Raw genomic sequence first — 19402 nt, forward strand, 5'->3', positions numbered from 1 at the left:
CAGTCCAGAGGCGGGCGGGCCGAGAACGAGAGCCGAAAGCCGGCGACCACCCGACATTCGACGGCCGAGCGTGATCCGAGAACCAGTGCCGAATGCCGGTACTTGTTCGACATTCGACCTCCGAGCGTAGTTGGCCCCCGGTCAGTGGCGGCCGTTCGGCCCGTCCCACTCCTTGTTCTCCGGATCGGCGTCACGCACCGGCGGCTGCGGCTGGGCACCCCACGGCTGGAAACCGTCGCTGGCGTGCCGCGGCTGCTGCTGCTCGGGCCTGCCCCAGGCACTGCCCTGGTCCTGCGGCGGTTGGGGCTGCTGCTGCGGCTGTTGCTGCTGCGGCTGCGGCTGCTGCTCCTCGCGCGGCGGCCAACCCGGAGCCGACCAGCCGGCCGGTGCGCCGTAATCGGGCCGCGAACCGTGCGTGCCCGACTGCCGGGGGAACGCCTGGGTCGGCGCGGCGGGCAACGGGTAACCGGCCGCGGGCGGTGCGGGCTGGCCGTAGGGCTGACCCGGGTAGCCGTTGGGCTCCACCGGCGGTGCACCGTTGGGCACCGGCACCGGCGCGGGCTGCACCGGCGGCCACGGCTCGCCGCGCTCGACGGCCAGCTCGCCCGGCGTCTTCACCGGCGGCTTGTCCGACGGGTGCCGGTCACCGAAATCGTTGAACGCGGTGATCCGCGGACGCTTCTCCACACCGGCCAGGATCGTCTCGAGATCCTTGCGGTGCAGCGTCTCGCGCTCGAGCAGCGCGGTGGCCAACGCGTCGAGCTGCTCGCGGTATTCGCTGAGGATCGACCATGCCTCGGTGTGTGCGGCCTCGATGAGGTTGCGCACCTCCTCGTCGATCTCGCGGGCGACCTCGTGCGAGTAGTCGGCCTGCACGCCCATCGAGCGGCCGAGGAACGGGTCGCCCTGCTCCTGGCCGTAGCGCACGGCGCCGAGGCGGGCACTCATGCCGTATTCGGTGACCATCCCGCGGGCGATCTTGGTGGCCTGGTCGATATCGGAGGACGCGCCGGTGGTGGGCTCGTGGAACACCAGTTCCTCGGCGGCGCGGCCACCCATCGCGAAGACCAGCCGGGAGATCATCTCCGAGCGGGTCATCAGGCCCTTGTCGTCCTCGGGCACCGTCATGGCGTGCCCGCCGGTGCGGCCGCGGGCCAGGATGGTGACCTTGTAGACGGGCTCGATATCGGGCATCGCCCACGCCGCCAGGGTGTGGCCGCCCTCGTGGTAGGCGGTGATCTTCTTCTCGTGCTCGCTGATGATGCGGCTCTTGCGGCGCGGGCCACCGATCACGCGGTCGACCGATTCCTCGAGCGATTCGCCGGTGATGACCGAACCGTTCTCGCGGGCGGTGAGCAGCGCGGCCTCGTTGATCACGTTGGCCAGATCGGCGCCGGACATGCCGACGGTGCGCTTGGCCAGACCCTCGAGGTCGGCTTCCTGCGAGATCGGCTTGCCCGCCGAGTGCACCCGCAGGATCGCGCGGCGACCGGCCAGGTCGGGGTTGCCGACCGGGATCTGCCGGTCGAACCGGCCGGGGCGCAGCAGCGCGGGGTCGAGGATGTCGGGCCGGTTGGTGGCCGCGATCAGGATGATGTTGGAGCGATCGCCGAAGCCGTCCATCTCGACCAGCAGCTGGTTGAGGGTCTGCTCGCGCTCGTCGTGACCGCCGCCGAGGCCCGCACCGCGCTGGCGGCCGACCGCGTCGATCTCGTCGACGAAGATGATGCACGGGCTGTTCTGCTTGGCCTGCTCGAACAGGTCGCGCACGCGGGAGGCGCCGACACCGACGAACATCTCGACGAAGTCCGAACCGGAGATGGTGAAGAACGGCACCCCGGCCTCGCCCGCGACCGCGCGGGCCAGCAGCGTCTTGCCGGTTCCCGGCGGCCCGTACAGCAGCACGCCCTTGGGGATCTTCGCGCCGAGCGCCTGGTAGCGGGCCGGATTCTGGAGGAAGTCCTTGATCTCGTAGAGCTCTTCGACGGCCTCGTCGGCACCGGCCACGTCCTGGAACGTGGTCTTGGGCATGTCCTTGGTCAGCAGTTTGGCCTTGGACTTACCGAAGCCCATCATTCCGCCACGGCCACCGCCCTGCATGCGCGACATCACGAAGATGAACAGGCCGACCAGCAGCACCATCGGCACGATGAACAGCAGCAGCTGCGACAGCCAGCTCTCCTGCTTGACCACGGTGTCGTACGGGGCGCCGGACTTCTGCACGGCGTCGAGGACCTGCGCGGAGTTCTCCCCACCACTGGGGTACTTGGCGACGATCTTGGCGTTGTTGCTCGTGGCTTCGTTGCCGTTGTTCAGTTCGATGCGGAGCTGCTGCTCCTTGTCATCGATCTGCACGTTCTTGACGTTCGCTTTGTCCTCGAGCTGGGCCAGCGCAACGGAAGTGTCGACACTCTCCCAACCGCGCGTGTCATCGCTGAGAAAGCTGAACAGCCAGATCATGAGCATGATGCCCGAGATGATCGCCAAGGTGCGAAACACTGTCTTGCGGTTCATAGAGCGTCGGCCGGACGGCCCAGTCCTTTCCGGTTATTACTCCGGGTGTGCTTGCGAAGCGTCGAGATCGGCGGGTTTCGGATGCGGACATGCCACGTTACCGCGTACGGTCTAGTTCGATACATCGCGCAGTTCGGCTGCTGGTGCAGTTGCACTGGTAAACGGCCGGAGAACGCAAGAGGTTCCCGAACGCTCCGACCGGGTTGTGGCAAGTGGCCACAATCATGTCATGCCCGCCTTATCGTGGGCGACGACACAACTACAGCGCAGGGGGTATAGACATCGTCGAGCTACGAACACCCACAGCGATTCTGCGCCACGGCGGTGGACGGCTCGTTGTCCTCCGGCCGGGTACCGACGGCGAACGTGTTCTCGACGTTCCCATTGCCGACCTGCTCAAGGTGCGCCTCAATCGGCGCGCCGACGAAGCGGTGGTGATCGAGATCTATCTGCGCTATCCCACGGCGGTCCTCACCGGCGTTCCCGCCGACCGCACTCCCCTTCCGGTGCTCATCGCCGAGCACGACGTGCCTGCCGCCCTCGGCATCGTCGACCGGATCAACGACCAGATCATGGTGACCCAGCGCATCGACGTGGCCGCGCCGGATCTCACCCCGCCCGCTCCCGAGTGGGGCAAGTCGGGTCCCACCCGCGCCGATGTCGAGCGCGCCGTGCGCCGGATGGCGCCGCGCAAGGACGCGCGTTCGGCCGTCACCGCGCTGAACCGGTATGTCACGCCCGACGAATACGTCTTGGAAACGGCCATCGCCGTTGCCGCCCCGCCTGCGGGATCGGGCATCGGCCTGCTCGCCGCGACCACTTCCCGCGTGCTGTTCATCTCCATCGGCAGCGGCGAGCGCTATGCCTTCGAATTGGCGGTGGCCGCGATTCTCGGCGCCCGCACCGTCGAAGGCGCGCGCTCGGCGCCCGGCGAGGTGGATACGCGCCACGGCGGATCGGGCATCGATATCAACGACGGCAATCGCACGCTGCATTTCGCGGGCGTGGATCGCGCCGACACCGAACGGGTCACCTGCGCGGTGAATTTCGCCATCCGCAGGCAGGCCGCCGACGGCGCCGCCGGTCCCGCCGACCCCGGTGTCAACCAGCTCTACGCGGAATGGGAATTACTCGTCGAGCGGCATTCGCTCGGCATGGTCGACGACACGCAATTCCAGCGCTACGGCCGCGGTATCCTGCGCAGCCTGTAGTGCCGGTGGCCGGACCGAATGCTCAATTCGGTTCGGCCGCTTCGGTTTCCGCCTTCTGCTCCGGTTCGTTGAGTTCGATCCGCCGCCACGGGCTGGTGGGCCGGGTCCATAGTCGCACCAGTTCCATCCGGCGGTCGACGCCGCCGTTCTTCAGTTCGGCGAGGTCCTCGGTGGCCTGCCAGTAGGTCCAGCCGGTGAGGTAGGCGTCGCCGAACTGGCGCCAGTTGCGGTAGCGGCGCTGCGCGGGCACCAGCGCGCGCATGCAGTATTCCCACGCCACGTCGGCGTCGATGTAGCCCGCGGTGAACGCCATGCGGGCCACCGCGACGACGCGGGCCAGATCCCAGGCGTGGATGTCGTTGGGTAACGGGCGCGAGAGATGGTCGGTGAAGCCGATCTTGATGGCCTGGGCCCAGATGTCGTAGTCGCGCACCAGCGCCTCGGGATTGTCCATCCCCCGAAACGAACCGACCTGCCGCAGGAACGCGCGCTGCTTGTCGGCCCGCTCACCGAAACGGTCGCGCTCGCTGGCGTTGACCGAGGCCATCACCAGCGGATGCACCAGCGAATACAACGGCGCGTGCATGCCTTCGAGCAGCTGTTCCATCGAGGCGCGGGCTTCGGTGCCGTCGGTGATGCCCCAGGCGCCGGTGAGCGTGTCGATGGCGAGTTCGCGGCGGTCGCCGAGCGGGTGTTCACGCTCGGGGCCGAGCAACATCGCGTCGTGGAAGGCGTCCCAGCGGGTGGAGTAGAAGGCGCCGAGGGCGAGCGCGCGCAGTTCGTCGTCGCTCACCCCCGCACCCGACCAGTGATCTTCTTCGCGCTCGTCCAGTTCCGGGTAGGGAAAAGTGGTCAGCGCTGGTACTCCCCTGGCAGGCATGCGGCCGAGTCTAGTGCCGTGACCGCGATCACGGGTGGCGTGCGAATCTCACGTGCATCACGAGATTTTCAGATCCCCCTATTCTTCGCCTGTCGTGTCATGCCTCACAGGTCTATGGTTCTGTCATGTGTAGAAATATCACCGTCTTGCGTGGTCTGGAGCCTGCCGCCACCGAGCAGGAGATCTACGCTGCCGCCTTGCAATATGTGCGCAAAGTCGGCGGCATCTCCGGCCTGAGTAGCGCCACGAAACCCGCGGTCGACAAGGCTGTCGCGGCCATCGCCGCGGCTACCACGGCACTGCTGGCCGAACTCCCCGATCGCCGGGTCCCGCCGCCCACCGAGCCACCGCTGCGCCGGATCGCGGCGCGCGAGAACGAGGCCAGCGAAGCACCGTAGGAATCAGCTCGATCCAGAACTGCAACGTGTTCTAATTGTCGGAGCAGGCACGCCACTTCCTCTTGGCCGCGCCGCGATAGTCGGTGAACCGAATTCAGCAGACGCACGAGGAGAACGACCAGTGAGCGAACTCGACAAAGACGTCGCGGTGATCGAAGTACACAATCCGGCCACGGGCGACCTCGTCGGCACCGTACCGGTCACCACACCGGACGACGTGGCGGCCGCGGTCCGCGAACTGCGCCTCTACCAGCCAGAATGGGAAGCGATCGGGCCGTCCGGGCGCAAGCAGTGGTTGCTGAAGATGCAGGACTGGCTGATCGACAACACCGAGCACCTGGCCGCGGTGCTGCAATCCGAGACCGCCAAGCCGCGCGTCGACGCGATCATCGATCCGGCGTTCGCGGTCGACATTCTCGGCTACTACGCGCGCCGGGCGGGCAAGTTCCTCGCCGACGAGCACCCGTCGCCGCACAGCCCGCTCGCGCGGGTGAAGTCGCTGACTGTGGCCTACCGCCCCTATCCCGTGGTCGGAGTGATCACGCCGTGGAACTTCCCGCTCGCGATGCCCGCGATCGACGTGTTCCCCGCGCTGGCGGCCGGCGCCGCGGTGATCCTCAAGCCGTCGGAGGTGACGCCCCTGTCCGCGGTGGAGCTGGCCCGCGGCTGGGCCGAGATCGGTGCGCCGCCGGTGTTCAAGGTGGTCACCGGCGCGGGCGCGACCGGCGCGGCGGTGGTCGAGAACGCCGATTACATCCAGTTCACCGGTTCCACCGCGACCGGTCGCAAGATCGCGGCCACCTGCGCGGAGCGGATGGTGCCCTACAGCCTCGAGCTCGGCGGCAAGGACCCGGCGATCGTGCTCGCCGACGCGGACCTGGACCGCGCCGCGCACGGCATCGCCTTCGGCGGCATGTTCAACGCCGGGCAGGTGTGCATCTCGGTCGAGCGGGTCTACGTCGAAGCGCCTGCCTACGACGAGTTCGTCACCAAGCTCACCGCCGCGGTCGCCGCCTTGCGTCAGGGCGCCGACGATCGCGAGTCGAAGAACGACGTCGGTGCGCTCGCCAACGAGAATCAGGTGCTGATCGTGCAGCGCCACGTCGACGAGGCGGTGGCGGCGGGCGCCCGGGTGACCACCGGCGGCAAACGCACCGGCGTCGGCACCTTCTTCGAGCCGACTGTGCTCGTGGATGTGGACCATTCGATGTCGTGCGTCGCCGAGGAGACCTTCGGCCCGACGCTGCCGGTGATGAAGGTGGCCGACGAGGCCGAGGCCATCCGGATGGCCAACGACTCGATCTACGGGCTTTCGGCGTCGGTGTGGACCGGCGACAAGGCGCGCGGCGAACGCGTGGCCAGGCAGCTGAACACAGGCGCGGTGAACATCAACGACGTGTTCTCGAACCTGTTCAATCCCGCGATGCCGATGGGCGGCTGGGGTCTGTCCGGCGTCGGCGCACGCTGGGGCGGTGCGTCGGGGCTGCGGAAATACTGTCGCGCGCAGGCGATGACGAAGCCGAAGCTGCCGACCATGGGCAAGGAATTGTTCTGGTACCCCTACGACATGAACAAGCTGGTCGTCGCGGTCGCGGCGATGCGGGCGGCCGGTGCGCGCGGGATGCGCCGAATCGACCTGCCCGCGGTGCTGCGTCTCAAGAAGAGCAAGTAGTCGATTCCGGCTGCGACACCTGTTGGTGCGCAGCCGGATTCACCGCTTCGAAACTTGTTTGTGACTAACATCACTTCGACGAAGTTGCTGGTCACGGTCGCCGTGGTCAGCGGCACCTTTCGGCGCGCACGACAGCGGCGCGGTGCGGCCCACATCGGAGCAGGTGATGTGAACAGCGACGCATTTTCGCTGGTCAGCCGCCCAGATATGACGTCGATCCACTCGGTGGCAGATCGCCACGAACAATAGACAATCCGATGGTGCAGCTCACCATGTCAGGCCATATGCTGTGCGATACCAACCTGGTGACTGTTTTGATCCACTTCCGCGAACTTCCTTGCCCGTTTTGGCTGGATTTTCCCGACCGATTCTGATAGCAAGGTGCTATGGACCCGCATTTGCGCGATCTGCGGTATTTCGTCGCCGTCGCTGAGGAACTGCATTTCACGAACGCCGCCCAGCGGCTGCATATCGCTCAGCCGACGTTGTCACGCCAGATCCGCCAGCTCGAACGCCAGCTCGACGTGGTCCTGTTCGACCGCAACCAGCGCAGTGTCGCCCTCACCGTCGCCGGTAAGGAACTGCTCGAAGGCGCACGCAAGATCCTCGAGCTGTGGGAGGTGACCAACGTGTCCCTCCAGGAAGCAGGCGAGGTGCTGCGCGTCGGAATCCAGTCCGCGCTCGGCCGGGGTCTGCTCAACGACCTCGAGAGCGCGAGCGGTCACCGCCTCGCCCTGCACGCCGCGTCGTGGAACGACCCCTCCAGTGGCCTGGCCGGTCGACAGGCCGACCTGTCGCTGGTCTGGCTGCCGCTGCCCGACCCCAACCGTTATCGCTGGCAGGTGCTGCGCACCGAGCCGCGCTGGGTGCTGCTGCCGGAGTCGCATCCGCTGGCCGAACAGGACAGCATCGAATTCGCCGATCTGCTCGACGAGCCCTTCGTCGCCCTGCCCACCGAGGCGGGCGCGGTCCGCGACTTCTGGCTCGGCAACGATGCCCGTGGCGGCAAGGCGGCCAAGATCGGCGCCGAGGCGGCCACCCCCGAGGACAAGCTCGAGGCCGTGAGCCTCGGCCTCGGCGTGTGCCTGCTGGCCGAGAACAACGTGCCGATGTACCGCTGGCCCGGGCTCACCGCGCGTCCGGTCGCCGGTCTCACCCCGTGTGAGCTGGCGGTGGCATGGCGCGCCGACGACACGCGCCCGACCATTCTGGAATTCGCCGGTCGCGCCGTCGACGGCGGTTTCTCCGAGCCGACACCGCAGCCGCAGCCGATCGCGGTCTAGTTCGACAGTTCCAGTTGGGCGGCGAGACCGAGCAAGGTGGACTCGCTGCCCGGCGGACCGACCAGCTGCGCGGCCAACGGGGTGTGCGCTTCGGGATGGGTGCCCATCGGTAGTGACGCCGCGGGCCAGCCGAGCAGATTCCACAGTCCGGTGAACGGCGCGTAGCGCGCCGAGGACACGACATTCGCCGCCCACCCGCGCCCGCTCCACTGCCTGGCCTTGGGCGGTGGCGCGGCGAGCGTCGGGGTGATCACCACGTCGAAGTCCTCGAAGAATTCGAGCAGCCTGGCTTCGGTCCGGTCGATCTGGCTGGGGCGGACCAGGCCGAGTCGCCGGATCACCCTGCCGATCGCCAGGTGACGTTTGGTGCGTTGCTGGAGCAGTTCGGGGTTCTCGAGTGTGTCGGCGTCGGCCAGGCCCGCGGTCGGCCAGCGCAGCAGCATCAACAGCGCCGTGTCGCCGTAGGGCAGTTCCACCGGTTGCACCTCGTGCCCGGCCACTGCCGCGCGCGCACCCGCGGTGCGCGCCGCCGCCGTCCAATGCCGATCCATCCGGACCAGACGCGACGGCGGAGCCACGGCCAGTCCGATGCGTAGTCGCTGTGGCTTGCGTAGTTCGGCCAGGTCGGAACGGCCTGCCAGCACCGACAGCGCCAGCGCCGCGTCCGACACCGTGGTCGCGAGGACGCCGTTCTCGGCCAGTCCCGCCCAGGAATCGGCGCCGATCTGCGCGGGCACCACGTGTCTACCCGGCTTGATCCCGAAGACCCCGCATGCCGCGGCGGGCACCCGGATCGAGCCGAGACCGTCGTTGCCGTGCGCGATCGGCACGAGTCCGGCGGCCACCGCCGCGGCAGCACCACCCGAGGATCCACCCGTCGACCGGCCGACATCACGCGGATTGCGGGTGACGCACCCCGCGGAGTCGGTACTGGCCCACAAACCGAGCTCGGGCATCGCCGTCAACCCCACAACGATCGCGCCTGCGGCGCGCAGCCTGGCCACGACCGGGTGATCGACGCTCGCCGGTTCGGCGGAGGTGGCCGCCGAACCGGCCCGGGTCGGTTCGCCCGCCACCGCGATGTTCTGTTTCACCGCCACCGGCACACCGGCCAGCGGCAGCTCGTCGAGGTCTTGCCGGGCGGCCAGTTCCCGCGCTTCGGCCCTGGCCCGCTCGGCTCGCACCACCGTGAAGGCGTTGATCTTGCGATTCTCCGAACCGATTCGGGCGAGCGCGTCGGCGGTGACGTCGGCGGGCGTGATGGTGCCCGCACGGACCCGGGCGGCCAGCGCCGCGGCGGGGCCGCCGATGGGGTATTCGTCGGCAGGAGGGCGAGACGAGTCCATCGTCACCTCAGCGTCCGTTACGCCGTCGTCGTCGACGGACTCCCATGCTACCGCTGTGAGGTCTTCGTTCATCTGCGGATTCGCCCCCGTCGCATGGTCGTCGAAATTCGGGTGATCAGCTCTAGAGGCGCAAGTTATCATTTCAAGTACAGCTCTCCGGCGATGGCGGTGGGTGTGGCGGAATGAATTTCGCACCGATCCGCGCGAACTCTTTAGGTCGGTTGATGAGCGATAACACCGGAAGCGGGGAACAACCCGACGCAACGGCCGGTCGGGCCACGAATGTGCGCGTCGACATGGTCGAGGCGTTCGCCGCCGCGTGGGGCGCGGTCGACGAACGCCCGCCCGACATCGCCGAGTTCCTCCCCGACGCGGCCACCCTGCGCGCGCAGGCGCTGCACGAGCTGATCCGGGTCGACCTGCGCCATCGCTGGCTGCATCACGCAGGCACCGGCATCGACCGCAAGCGGCTGGTCAACTACTGCGCCGAGTTCCCCGAACTCGACGTTGCCACGCTGCCCGCCGGGCTGGTGTTCGAGGAATTCGTCATCCGCAGGCACAGCGGCGAACGTGTCGACCCGCGCGAGTGCCTGCGCGAGTACCCGGAGCAGGCGGCCAGTCTGCGCGGCCTGCTCAACACCGAGGAACTCGACCAGAGCACCCACCGGACCGACGATCCCGACGCGACGATGAACCAAACGGCGGACTCGACTCGTAGTACCCAGATGACCCGCCCGCAGCTCGACCTCACCGCGACCGCCACCTCGGCCGCGACGTCGTCGACGGACGCACTCTCGAATCCCGGCGCGTTCGAGCCGCTCGACCGCATCGAGATCGGCCAGCGCATCGGCGATTTCGAGCTGCTCACCGGGCTCGGTTCCGGTGCTTTCGCGCGTGTCTTCCTGGCCAGGCAGACGTCGATGCAGCGTCTGGTCGCGGTGAAGATCTCCGCCGACCGCGGCACCGAGCCGCAGACGCTGGCCCAGCTCGACCACGACTACATCGTGCGCGTGTTCGACCAGCAACTGATGGACACCGACTCGGCGCCCTCGGGTTCGCGGCGCCTGCGCCTGCTCTACATGCAGTTCCTGCCCGGCGGGACCCTGCTCGGTCTGCTGCGCTGGGTCCGCGCGACCCCACCCGCCGAACGCAGCGGCAAACTGCTGCTCGACGCCGTGGACGCCGCCATGGAGGAGAAGGGCGAGATCCGCCCGACCGATTCGAGCGTGCGCGCCGAGATCGCCGCCCTGAGCTGGCCGGAAACAGTGGCCTGGCTGGGCAGGCGGCTGGCCGAGGCGCTCGACTACGCGTCCTCGCACGGTGTGCTGCACCGTGATGTGAAACCGGCGAATGTGCTGCTCACCGCCGAGGGCGTCCCGAAGCTCGCCGACTTCAACATCAGCTTCAGCCGCACCGTCGAGGGCACCAGCCCGGTGGCCTACTTCGGCGGTTCGCTGGCCTACATGTCGCCCGAACAGCTGGAGGCCTGTCACCCCGGCCTCAGCCGCACCGCCGCCGACCTCGACACCCGCAGCGATATCTACTCCCTCGGCGTGGTCCTGTGGGAACTGCTCACCGGTGCGAAGCCGTTCGACGACGACACCGCCGCGGCCGAGGGCCGGGGCGACGAAACCACCCTCGAGGCCATGCTCGAGCGACGGACCGGCGGCGTCGATCCCGCCGCGCTCGACCGGGTTCCGGCGAACTGCCCCGCTGCCCTGCGCCGGGTGCTGCTGACCTGCCTCGACCCGGACAGGTCGGGTCGCTGGGCCGAAGGCGCGGTGCTGGCCAAGCAGTTCGATCTGTGTCTGGACGCCCGGGCCCGCGACCTCGTCGACCCGCCGCCGAACAGCTGGCGGATGGTGTGGCGCAAGTGGCCGCTGCTGGTGATGATCTTGGCGATCGGCATCCCCAACGCCCTCGCCTCCTGGTACAACATCCAGCACAATCAGAATCTGGTGGTGAGTCGGCTCAGCGAGTCGGCCCAGCAATCGTTCGTCGTGATCACGGCGGGCGTGAACGTGGTCTTCTTCCCGCTGGGGGCCGCGGTGCTCATCTACCTCGCCCGTTTCGTGCTCTCCGTGCCGCGCGGCCTTCGCCATGGCCGCCGTTACGACCCACAGATTCTGCGCCGCACCAGACACGACACCTTGCGCATCGGCGACCGGGTGGTGATCGTGGTGTTCTCGCTGTGGGCGATCTCCGGACTCACCTTCCCGATCGCGCTGCAATTGGCCGCCGGCGATGTCCCCGGCCACGCCGTGGTCCATTTCCTCGCATCCCTGCTGGTCTGCGGGGCGATCGCCGTCGCCTACCCGTTCTTCCTCGTGACGTTCTACCTGGTCCGCTGCATCTACCCGATCTTCCTTCGCCATGGCGAGATCAGCACCGACGACAGCACCTGGCTGCGCGAGCTGAGCCGCCGCTGCACCTGGTACCTCGCGGTGGCCGCCTCGGTCCCCCTCCTCGCGGTCGCGGGCGTCACCTTCCTCCCGCCCGGTGATATCCCGGCCGTGATCGTCGCCGTTCGGGTGCTCTGCGTCGGCGGCATCGTCGCCTTCATCGGCTCCTACCTGCTCTTCCGCGCGCTCGAAGCCGATCTGAAAGCCCTGGAACGCGTCGTCAGCTGACGATCTGCGGCGCGGATGAACTTCCGTGCGGGTCCGCGCGTATGACCCGTCGTGAGCTCGACTGTCATCACCGAGGCGACCCGCCCCTCGCTCGACCGCACCGCCACCATGCACTCCACCGATCGCCGCGGGCTCGACCGGTTCGAGGTGGGCGACCGCGTCGGCGACTTCGAGCTGCTGACCGAGCTCGGCGTTGGCGCGTTCGCCCGGGTCTTCCTCGCCAGGCAACGGTCGATGCAACGTCTGGTCGCGGTGAAGATCTCCGCCGACAGCGGTACCGAGCCGCAGACCCTGGCCCAGCTCGACCACGACTACATCGTGCGCGTCTTCGATCAGCTCGTCCTCGATCCACCCGGCGACGGGTCGCCCCGGCTGCGCCTGCTGTACATGCAATTCCTGCCCGGCGGGACTCTGCTCGGCCTGCTGCGCTGGGTCCGCGCGACCCCGCCCGCCGAACGCGACGGTCGGCTCCTGCTCGACGCGATCGACGCCGCGATGACGGAGAAGGGCGAGATCCGGCCGGCGGATTCGAGCGTGCGGCGCGAGATCGCCCACCTCAGCTGGCCCGACACCGTGGCCTGGCTGGGTCGGCGCCTGGCCGCGGCACTGGATCACGCGGCCGATCGGGGTGTGCTGCACCGTGACGTGAAGCCGGCGAATGTCCTGCTCACGGCCGAGGGCGTGCCGAAGCTCGCCGATTTCAACATCAGCTTCAGCGAGACCGCGGGCACCAGCCCGCTCTCGTATTTCGGCGGGTCGCTGGCGTACATGTCACCCGAGCAGCTCGAGGCCAGCCATCCCGGCTACGACCGCAGCGCCGCCGACCTCGAAGCACGCTCCGATCTCTTCTCACTGGGTGTGCTGCTGTGGGAACTGCTCACCGGCACCAAGCCGTTCGACGACACCGGCGCCGACGACCCCGACTGCGGCGATCGAACCAGACTCGAAGCGATGCTCTCCGCACGCAGCACGGGCGTCAGTAATTCCGCGCTGCAGCAACTCCCGCCGGACTGTCCGCCCGCACTCCGCCGGGTGCTGCTGCGTTGCCTCGAGCCGGACCGAAACGACCGCTGGCCCGACGGCACCGTCCTCGCCGAACAGTTCGACCTCTGCCTGGACCCGCGCGGCAGAGACCTGGTCGACCCGCCTGCCGGTTCCTACCGAATTCGCTTGCGGCCCTTCATGGTTGCGCTGATGACACTGGCGATCGCGGTACCCAACGCACTCGCCGTGAAATACAAGACCTGGCAGAACTCCGGCCTGCTGGTGCAGCGGCTCGAGCCCGCCGCTCGCGAAGCGCTGCACATAGTCTCGGTGGTGACCAACGTGATAGCTTTCGCGCTCGGCGCGGTGATCCTGGTCTATTTGTCCCGCCACGCGATCCTGGTTCCACGCGCGTTACGGGCCGGGCGGCGCGTGAGTACCGCGACGTTGGGCCTGGCAAGCAGGCAATCGCTGTACCTGGGTGACCGGGCGGTTGTCGTCGCCCTGTTGTTCTGGGTCACCGCGGCCGCGATCCTGCCCGCCACGGTGAAGGTGAGCACCGGTGAGCTGGAGACGCGCACCACGGTGCAATTTCTGACGTCGAACGCCATCGGTTGCGCCGTGGCGGCGACCTACGCGTTCTTCCTCATCACCTTCTACATGGTCCGCTGCGCCTACCCGGCCTTCCTGCAGCAAGGCCACCGGTTCCACACCGATGCCGCGGCGCTGCGCGGACTCCTGCGGCGCTGCGGCTGGTATCTGGCGGTCGCCGCGTCCATCCCGCTGATCGCGATGGTCGCCATCACCTTGCTGCCCACCGAGGACCTGCTGCCGACCATGGTCTCGCTGCGTGTGGTCTACCTCGGCAGCGTCGTGGCCTTCCTCGGCTCGTACGCGCTGTTCCGTGCGATCGACGCCGATATCCGGGCCTTGATCAGAGTCGTCGATCCCCAACCCCGACCGCCCCGACCTCGAGGAGGGGCCGCCGACGCAGTCGGCGGTTCGCGCCCGTCCCGCCGATCAGGTGCCGTTGCGTAGGCGACGAAGGAGCAAGCAGCGGTACCTGATCGGCGGGACCGCCGGAGGCGCGAACTCGAGCGCGCCAGCGCTCCAAAACTACGAGTACACCGCCGGGTTGAGGGTGCCGATGTAGGGGAGGTCGCGGTAGCGCTCGGCGTAGTCGAGGCCGTAGCCGACGACGAATTCGTTGGGGATGTCGAAGCCCACGTGCGCGACGTCGACGGGGGTGCGCAGCGCGTCGGGCTTGCGGAGCAGGGTGACTACTTCCAGCGAGGCCGGGTTGCGGGTGGACAGGTTGCGCTTGAGCCAGGACAGGGTCAGGCCCGAGTCGATGATGTCCTCGACGATCAGGACGTTACGGCCCGCGATGTCCTTGTCCAGGTCCTTCATGATGCGCACCACGCCAGAGGACGAGGTAGACGAACCGTAGGACGACACGGCCATGAATTCGAGCTGAGTGGGGATCGACAGCGCCCTGGCGAAGTCGGTCATGAAGAAGATCGCGCCCTTGAGGACGCAGATCAGCAGGAGGTCACCTTCGGGGGAATCGGGCGGGTATCGCTTGGCGACGAGCTCGGCCAGTTCCTCGATCTTGGCTTTGATCTCGTCTTCGGTGATCAGCACCGATGCGATGTCGTCTCCGTACACGGAAGTGGGTGTCCCTTCGTGGCATCAAATGCGCGGCTGTGCTCGCACCGCCAGCGTGCCATGTTCGCGCGTCACGACCAACCTGTGGTCCCTCGAGCCGCCCGCCACCGCCACCCCGCCCTGTCCGTGCCAATTACTCACCAGCTCGTCGATCGCCTGTAAATGGGCGTTCATGAGCCCGCTCACGCCCTCATCCGCAAGCCAGGCGCGCACCGCCCTGCGACGCAACGCGGGCGGGGCAGTGGCCAGGATCTCGATCGACAGCGTGGGTCGATCGGTGTCGTCGCGGCCACCGGAGCCGGATCGATCATCGAGATCGGGACGGCGCGCCACGGCGCCATCGGGACGTGCGCCCGCGCGGTGCGAACGCGCATTCCGCAGCAACTCGGCCGCGTAGACATCGAGCACCGCGCCGTCCGCACGCAACTGCTCGGCCGTGCGGACGAGTGCCTGCGCGACCCCACCACCGAGGACGTCCTCTAGTAGTGGCAAGACTTCGTTGCGCACCCGCACGCGGGTGTACCTGAGGTCGACGTTGTGCGGATCGTCCCACGGTTCGATCCCCAGATCAGTGCACATCCGCACCGTGTGAGCCCGCCGCACACCCAGCAACGGCCGCCCCCACGGCGCATTCCACGCCACCATCCCCTGAATGGACCGCCCGCCCGAGCCGCGCGCCAACCCGAGCAGCACCGTCTCGGCCTGATCATCGAGCGTGTGTCCGAGCAACACCGGCCGCCCGTCCCGTACCGACCCCAACGCCGCGTACCGAGCCGCCCGAGCCGCCGCCTCCACACCCCCCGCACGCCCGACCTCGACGGGTACGACCATCGCCCCCACACACCCGAGCCCCATCGCTTGCTCGACCGCCCGATCGGCCACCGCCGCTGACCCCTCCTGCAACCGATGGTCGACGACCACCGCGGTCACCGCACCCGCCTCGACAACGGCGGCGGCCACCAAGGCCAGCGAATCCGCCCCGCCGGACAACCCCACAACCACCGGCCCCCGCCCACCGTGCGCGGCCACCCACTCGCGCACACCCCGCCGCACCGCGAGCACCGCCGCTGTCTCCGGCAGGCGCATCGGACGAGGCGATGTCATCGGCCACACCGAACAATCGCCTCTCGATCATCGGACGGCAGCCGCGATCCACGAGCAGGCTGCGCGGCCCTGCTCGGCGGTCGACCGTCCGCGTAAGTCACGTGTGCAGGTTACCGAGACCTATCCCAGCACCCGGCGAATCCACCGTTCCGGATCGTCGACCTCGTCCAGCAACGGCAGCGTGTCGGCGTTCGTCCACACCGTGTTGAATTCCGCGACCCCCACCCGCTCGACCACCGCGTCCACGAACTTCTTGCCCCGTACGTATTGCGCGACCTTCGCGTCCACGCCGAGCAAGGCCCGCAGCAGCCGCTGGATCGGATTGGACGGCTTCTGGCGACGTCGATCGAACGCGGCCCTGATATCGGCGACGGTCGGCACCACAGCGGGCCCGGCGGCGTCCATCACATGATCGGCATGCCCTTCGAGCAGCGTACCGAGCATCAACAGTCGATCCAGTGCCTCGCGCTGCGGCGGCGCCTGGGCCGCACGCAACAGTCCGACCACCCCTCGACTGTTCGGATCGTCGGTGTTGTCGCCGTTGCGCCGCGACCGCACCTCGCTCAGTAATCGGGTGAGCATCTCGCTCATCGGTTCCTCGCCGACCTCGCTCAAGATGTCCACGTTGGTGCGCATGTACCCGGCCAGCCAGGGCGCCGACGAGAACTGCACCCGGTGTGTCACCTCGTGCAGGCACACCCAGAGCCGGAAGTCGCTCGGATCTACGCCGAGCGCACGCTCGACGCCGAGGATATTGGGCGCGACCAGCAGCAAGGTGCCGTCCTCGCCGGTGAACGGGTCGTACTGCCCGAGAATCGCGGTCGACAGGAACGCCAGCATGGTCCCCGCCTGGACACCCGCGGGTTTCCCGACGAACTTGCCCCCGTCGGCGGATTCGATGCCGGTGAGCACAGCCATCGAATCGGCGGCCGCGGAGATCCACCCCGGCCGGTCGACGATCCGCGCCTCGGGAACCGGCCGGTCGTCGAGCAGCCCACTGACCTCACGCACCGGCAGTTCGGCCAGTATCGAGGCAGACGCCAGCTCGGCGACGACCTGTTCGGCCGTCTGCCGGGACACGCGCGGCCCGGAGGGAGCGAGCACCGCCCCGGTTCGCGCGGCCAGCCGCCAGTCCACAGCTCCGCTGAACCCGGAACTCTTGCGCTCGGTCTTGTCGGTCATAGTCACCCGTTCTCTACGAGCATCCACAGTTGCGCAGGGCACCCGCCACCGCGTCGAGCGCCGGCCTGCTCTGCTCCGGCAATCGGTCGTTCGACATGAGTGCGAAGGTGAGTACCCGCCCGTCGCGGTCGAGTACATATCCGACCAACGCGCTGGCCACGCTCAGAGTTCCGGTCTTGGCGCGCACCCACCCCGCACCCTGCCGGTTCTGTGTGACGAAGCGCGGCGCGAGTGTGCCGGTGCCGCCCGCGACAGGCAGGTAGTCCAGCATCGGCGCGAGAGCCGCTGCGCGCGGGTCGTTTTCGGGCCTGGCCTGTGTTCCGGCCGGTACCAATGCGGCGTTGCCGGTCGGTTCCGCCGCGGTCGCGATGATCGAATCGAGCAGCTTCGGGGTCACCCGGTCGTCGACGGAGAGCCCACTGTTGTCGGCCAGATGCAGTCCGGCGATATCGAATCCGGCCGTCGACAGGGCGGCCGTGGTGGCGGCGACCGCACCGGCGAAGGAGGCGGGCTGGCCCGACGCCACCGCCAGCTCACGTCCGATGGTCTCGGCCAGCACATTGTCGGAGTGAATCATCATGTCGTGCAAGCGAACCCGCAGCGGGGCCGATTCGACCTTCGCGATCTGAGCGCCGGTCTGCGCGGCCGGTCCCACTCGCACCGCGGCGGGATCGATACCCAGCTCGGCGGCGAGCGCTCGCCCGGCGTCCAGCGCGGGATTCGCGGTGCGCGGGGAATAGTCGGCCGAGGGGTCGAACCGGCCACCGTCGAGCATGATCGGCTCGATCGGGGCGATCGAGCCTTCCGGGATGTCGATCGGGTCCCAGCCCGAGGCCATGGTCGGCCCCGAGTAGGCGGACGTGTCGACCACGATCGCGTTCACCTGGCGGCCCGCGGCCCGCACCTGCGCGGCCAGATCCGCGATCCGGGCGCCGTCGGTGTAGTAGCCGCCCGCTGCCCGTGTGGTGAGCGTGGGGTCCCCGCCCGCCACCAGCACCAGCTCGCCGGGCGCACCGGCGAGCACCTCGGTGGTCACCCGCTGATCATCGGGCAAGGTCAGCAATGCGGCCGCGACCAGCATGATCTTGGCCGTCGACGACGGGATCATCGCCTTGGCCGGCTCCTGACTCCACAGCACCGTCCCGCTGCCCGGATCGGTCACCTGACCCGCGAACGCACCGAGATCAGGGTTGCCGACCACCGCGGCGAGCGCCGCGGCGATGCCCGCCACCGTGGGCGCGGGCGCGTCCGATCGGGCCGGAGCCACCTCGGGAAACACCTGACCCGTGTCCGGCGGCGGCGCCACGGTGAGTCCGCCGTGGCGGAATTCCGGCGTCCACGGCTGCGCGATCGCCGCGAAACCGCCCGCGATCACCAGTAGCGCGACGACCACTGCCGACAACCAGATCCAGCGGGACCTCCGGCGCCCCTGCACCGGTGATCCCGGATTGCCGCCTGCATCGACCACGACAGTGTCTCCCTCAACGCCGACCGACACGCCTCGACTGCGCGACTACAGCCGCCTGCCGCACCGGTGTACCAGCACACCACACTATCCTCGTTGCGCAACGGTTCCCCAGAACGATCTGGCGATTCGGCACAGACCAGCACTCGAACGAGCAAGGAGATGGCGTGGAGTTCGACGTCACCATCGAGATTCCCAAGGGTTCTCGGAACAAGTACGAGGTCGATCACGAGAGCGGTCGGGTCAAGCTCGACCGGTACCTGTACACCTCCATGGGCTACCCGGCCGACTACGGCTTCATCGAGAACACCCTCGGCGAGGACGGCGACCCGCTCGACGCGCTGGTGCTGCTGCCCGAGTCGGTGTTCCCCGGCGTGATCGTCGAGGCCCGCCCGGTGGGCGTGTACCGCATGACCGACGAGGCCGGTGGCGACGACAAGGTGCTGTGTGTCCCCGCGGGCGACCCGCGCTGGGATCACATCCAGGACCTGGGCGACGTCTCGGAGTTCGAACTGTCGGCGATCAAGCACTTCTTCGAGCGCTACAAGGATCTCGAGCCGGGCAAGTACGTCGAGGGTTCGGAGTGGCTCGGCCGCGCCGAGGCCGAGAAGATCATCGACGAGTCCTTCACTCGGCTGAAGGAATCCGGCCACTGAGCCGATAGACCTACGAAAAACGGGAAGTCCGAAGAGTTTTCGGACTTCCCGTTTCGGTGTCAGTACCAGATGTAGAGATCCCAGCCGTCCCAGCTCTCCGTGCACTCCCAGTAATACCCGCCGGTGTACGGATCTTCCCCGGCCGCGCGGCACTGATAGAGCTCGTAGTAGGTGCCGTAATACGTTCCGTACGGCGCCGCGGCGGCACTGCCCGCACCGACCGCCGACACCCCGGCGACGGTCGCGACGGCCAGCAGGGCAGCGGCGATGGTGGATTTGATGCGCATATTGATTCTCCTGACGCGGACAACTTCGACTTCTCGAAGTTATTGCGGCGCAGAGGTTTGAACAGCCAACCCTAGGGGTAAGTTCACTCTCCCCTTGGTCGCTTCACCTACCCCACCCCAAG

At 68.2% G+C, this 19402-nt stretch carries 15 protein-coding genes; 7 read left to right on the plus strand and 8 right to left on the minus strand.

Annotated elements, in window-relative coordinates; genetic code table 11:
• Positions 1-141 precede the first annotated feature (141 nt).
• Positions 142-2514, minus strand: a complete 2373-nt coding sequence (gene ftsH / locus ACWFRF_RS11980) for an ATP-dependent zinc metalloprotease FtsH (protein WP_452449918.1) — start codon at positions 2512-2514, stop codon at positions 142-144.
• A gap of 224 nt (positions 2515-2738) precedes the next feature.
• On the opposite strand from ftsH, the gene ACWFRF_RS11985 reads away from it, so the two are divergent.
• The gene (locus tag ACWFRF_RS11985) at positions 2739-3725 is read left to right on the plus strand and encodes a hypothetical protein (RefSeq protein WP_378990762.1); all 987 of its coding nucleotides are present in this window, start codon (positions 2739-2741) and stop codon (positions 3723-3725) included.
• Positions 3726-3747: 22 nt separating this feature from the next.
• Here the strand turns inward: ACWFRF_RS11985 and ACWFRF_RS11990 are convergent, their stop codons facing one another.
• Positions 3748-4605 carry a DUF1266 domain-containing protein gene (locus tag ACWFRF_RS11990; RefSeq protein ID WP_062991379.1) on the minus strand — a complete coding sequence of 286 codons (858 nt, stop codon included), beginning with the start codon at positions 4603-4605 and terminating at the stop codon, positions 3748-3750.
• Between the two features lie 125 nt (positions 4606-4730).
• Between ACWFRF_RS11990 and ACWFRF_RS11995 the strand changes: the two genes are divergently transcribed.
• From ACWFRF_RS11995 to ACWFRF_RS12005, 3 genes are all read left to right on the plus strand, one after another.
• Positions 4731-5003 (plus strand): DUF2277 domain-containing protein, encoded by a 273-nt coding sequence (locus ACWFRF_RS11995; RefSeq protein ID WP_378990763.1) that lies wholly within the window; start codon positions 4731-4733, stop codon positions 5001-5003.
• 121 nt (positions 5004-5124) lie between these two features.
• Positions 5125-6675, plus strand: coding sequence for an aldehyde dehydrogenase family protein (locus ACWFRF_RS12000; protein WP_378990764.1), 1551 nt, complete (start codon positions 5125-5127; stop codon positions 6673-6675).
• A gap of 386 nt (positions 6676-7061) precedes the next feature.
• A complete protein-coding gene (locus ACWFRF_RS12005) occupies positions 7062-7958 on the plus strand; it encodes a LysR family transcriptional regulator (RefSeq protein ID WP_378631508.1) in 897 nt (298 codons plus the stop codon).
• Here the strand turns inward: ACWFRF_RS12005 and ACWFRF_RS12010 are convergent.
• Positions 7955-9304: an amidase gene (locus ACWFRF_RS12010; RefSeq protein WP_452449922.1), complete on the minus strand. Its 1350-nt coding sequence runs from the start codon at positions 9302-9304 to the stop codon at positions 7955-7957. The two genes, ACWFRF_RS12005 and ACWFRF_RS12010, sit on opposite strands and share 4 nt — an antisense overlap.
• A 224-nt stretch (positions 9305-9528) precedes the next feature.
• Between ACWFRF_RS12010 and ACWFRF_RS12015 the strand changes: the two genes are divergently transcribed.
• On the plus strand, positions 9529-11934 hold the full coding sequence (locus ACWFRF_RS12015; RefSeq protein WP_378990766.1) for a protein kinase domain-containing protein: 2406 nt from the start codon (positions 9529-9531) through the stop codon (positions 11932-11934).
• A gap of 51 nt (positions 11935-11985) precedes the next feature.
• Positions 11986-13956: a serine/threonine-protein kinase gene (locus tag ACWFRF_RS12020; RefSeq protein ID WP_379315104.1), complete on the plus strand. Its 1971-nt coding sequence runs from the start codon at positions 11986-11988 to the stop codon at positions 13954-13956.
• A 78-nt stretch (positions 13957-14034) separates the two neighbouring features.
• On the opposite strand, the gene hpt is transcribed toward ACWFRF_RS12020, so the two are convergent.
• The 4 genes from hpt to dacB form a co-directional block, all read right to left on the minus strand.
• Positions 14035-14586 (minus strand): hypoxanthine phosphoribosyltransferase, encoded by a 552-nt coding sequence (hpt, locus tag ACWFRF_RS12025; RefSeq protein WP_056819061.1) that lies wholly within the window; start codon positions 14584-14586, stop codon positions 14035-14037.
• A gap of 24 nt (positions 14587-14610) precedes the next feature.
• Entirely contained in the window at positions 14611-15672 is a 1062-nt protein-coding gene (tilS, locus tag ACWFRF_RS12030; RefSeq protein ID WP_452450229.1) for a tRNA lysidine(34) synthetase TilS, read from the minus strand.
• 138 nt (positions 15673-15810) lie between these two features.
• Positions 15811-16872 carry a zinc-dependent metalloprotease gene (locus ACWFRF_RS12035; protein WP_378990770.1) on the minus strand — a complete coding sequence of 354 codons (1062 nt, stop codon included), beginning with the start codon at positions 16870-16872 and terminating at the stop codon, positions 15811-15813.
• Positions 16873-16885: 13 nt separating this feature from the next.
• Entirely contained in the window at positions 16886-18340 is a 1455-nt protein-coding gene (gene dacB / locus ACWFRF_RS12040; RefSeq protein WP_452449925.1) for a D-alanyl-D-alanine carboxypeptidase/D-alanyl-D-alanine endopeptidase, read from the minus strand.
• A gap of 164 nt (positions 18341-18504) precedes the next feature.
• Here dacB and ACWFRF_RS12045 point away from each other — a divergent pair, with 164 nt between their 5' ends.
• Positions 18505-18993 (plus strand): inorganic diphosphatase, encoded by a 489-nt coding sequence (locus tag ACWFRF_RS12045; RefSeq protein WP_062991391.1) that lies wholly within the window; start codon positions 18505-18507, stop codon positions 18991-18993.
• Positions 18994-19052: 59 nt separating this feature from the next.
• On the opposite strand, the gene ACWFRF_RS12050 is transcribed toward ACWFRF_RS12045, so the two are convergent.
• Positions 19053-19280, minus strand: a complete 228-nt coding sequence (locus ACWFRF_RS12050) for a hypothetical protein (protein WP_378631491.1) — start codon at positions 19278-19280, stop codon at positions 19053-19055.
• Positions 19281-19402 lie beyond the last annotated feature (122 nt).

It is taken from the genome of Nocardia sp. NPDC055165, from assembly GCF_053606985.1.

Coding starts and splice junctions, on each gene's coding strand:
- ftsH (WP_452449918.1), bottom strand. CDS start 2,514: ATGAACCGCAAGACAGTGTTTCGCACCTTGGCGATCATCTCGGGCATC.
- ACWFRF_RS11985 (WP_378990762.1), top strand. CDS start 2,739: ATGTCATGCCCGCCTTATCGTGGGCGACGACACAACTACAGCGCAGGG.
- ACWFRF_RS11990 (WP_062991379.1), bottom strand. CDS start 4,605: ATGCCTGCCAGGGGAGTACCAGCGCTGACCACTTTTCCCTACCCGGAA.
- ACWFRF_RS11995 (WP_378990763.1), top strand. CDS start 4,731: ATGTGTAGAAATATCACCGTCTTGCGTGGTCTGGAGCCTGCCGCCACC.
- ACWFRF_RS12005 (WP_378631508.1), top strand. CDS start 7,062: ATGGACCCGCATTTGCGCGATCTGCGGTATTTCGTCGCCGTCGCTGAG.
- ACWFRF_RS12010 (WP_452449922.1), bottom strand. CDS start 9,304: ATGGACTCGTCTCGCCCTCCTGCCGACGAATACCCCATCGGCGGCCCC.
- ACWFRF_RS12015 (WP_378990766.1), top strand. CDS start 9,529: ATGAGCGATAACACCGGAAGCGGGGAACAACCCGACGCAACGGCCGGT.
- tilS (WP_452450229.1), bottom strand. CDS start 15,672: ATGCGCCTGCCGGAGACAGCGGCGGTGCTCGCGGTGCGGCGGGGTGTG.
- ACWFRF_RS12035 (WP_378990770.1), bottom strand. CDS start 16,872: ATGACCGACAAGACCGAGCGCAAGAGTTCCGGGTTCAGCGGAGCTGTG.
- ACWFRF_RS12050 (WP_378631491.1), bottom strand. CDS start 19,280: ATGCGCATCAAATCCACCATCGCCGCTGCCCTGCTGGCCGTCGCGACC.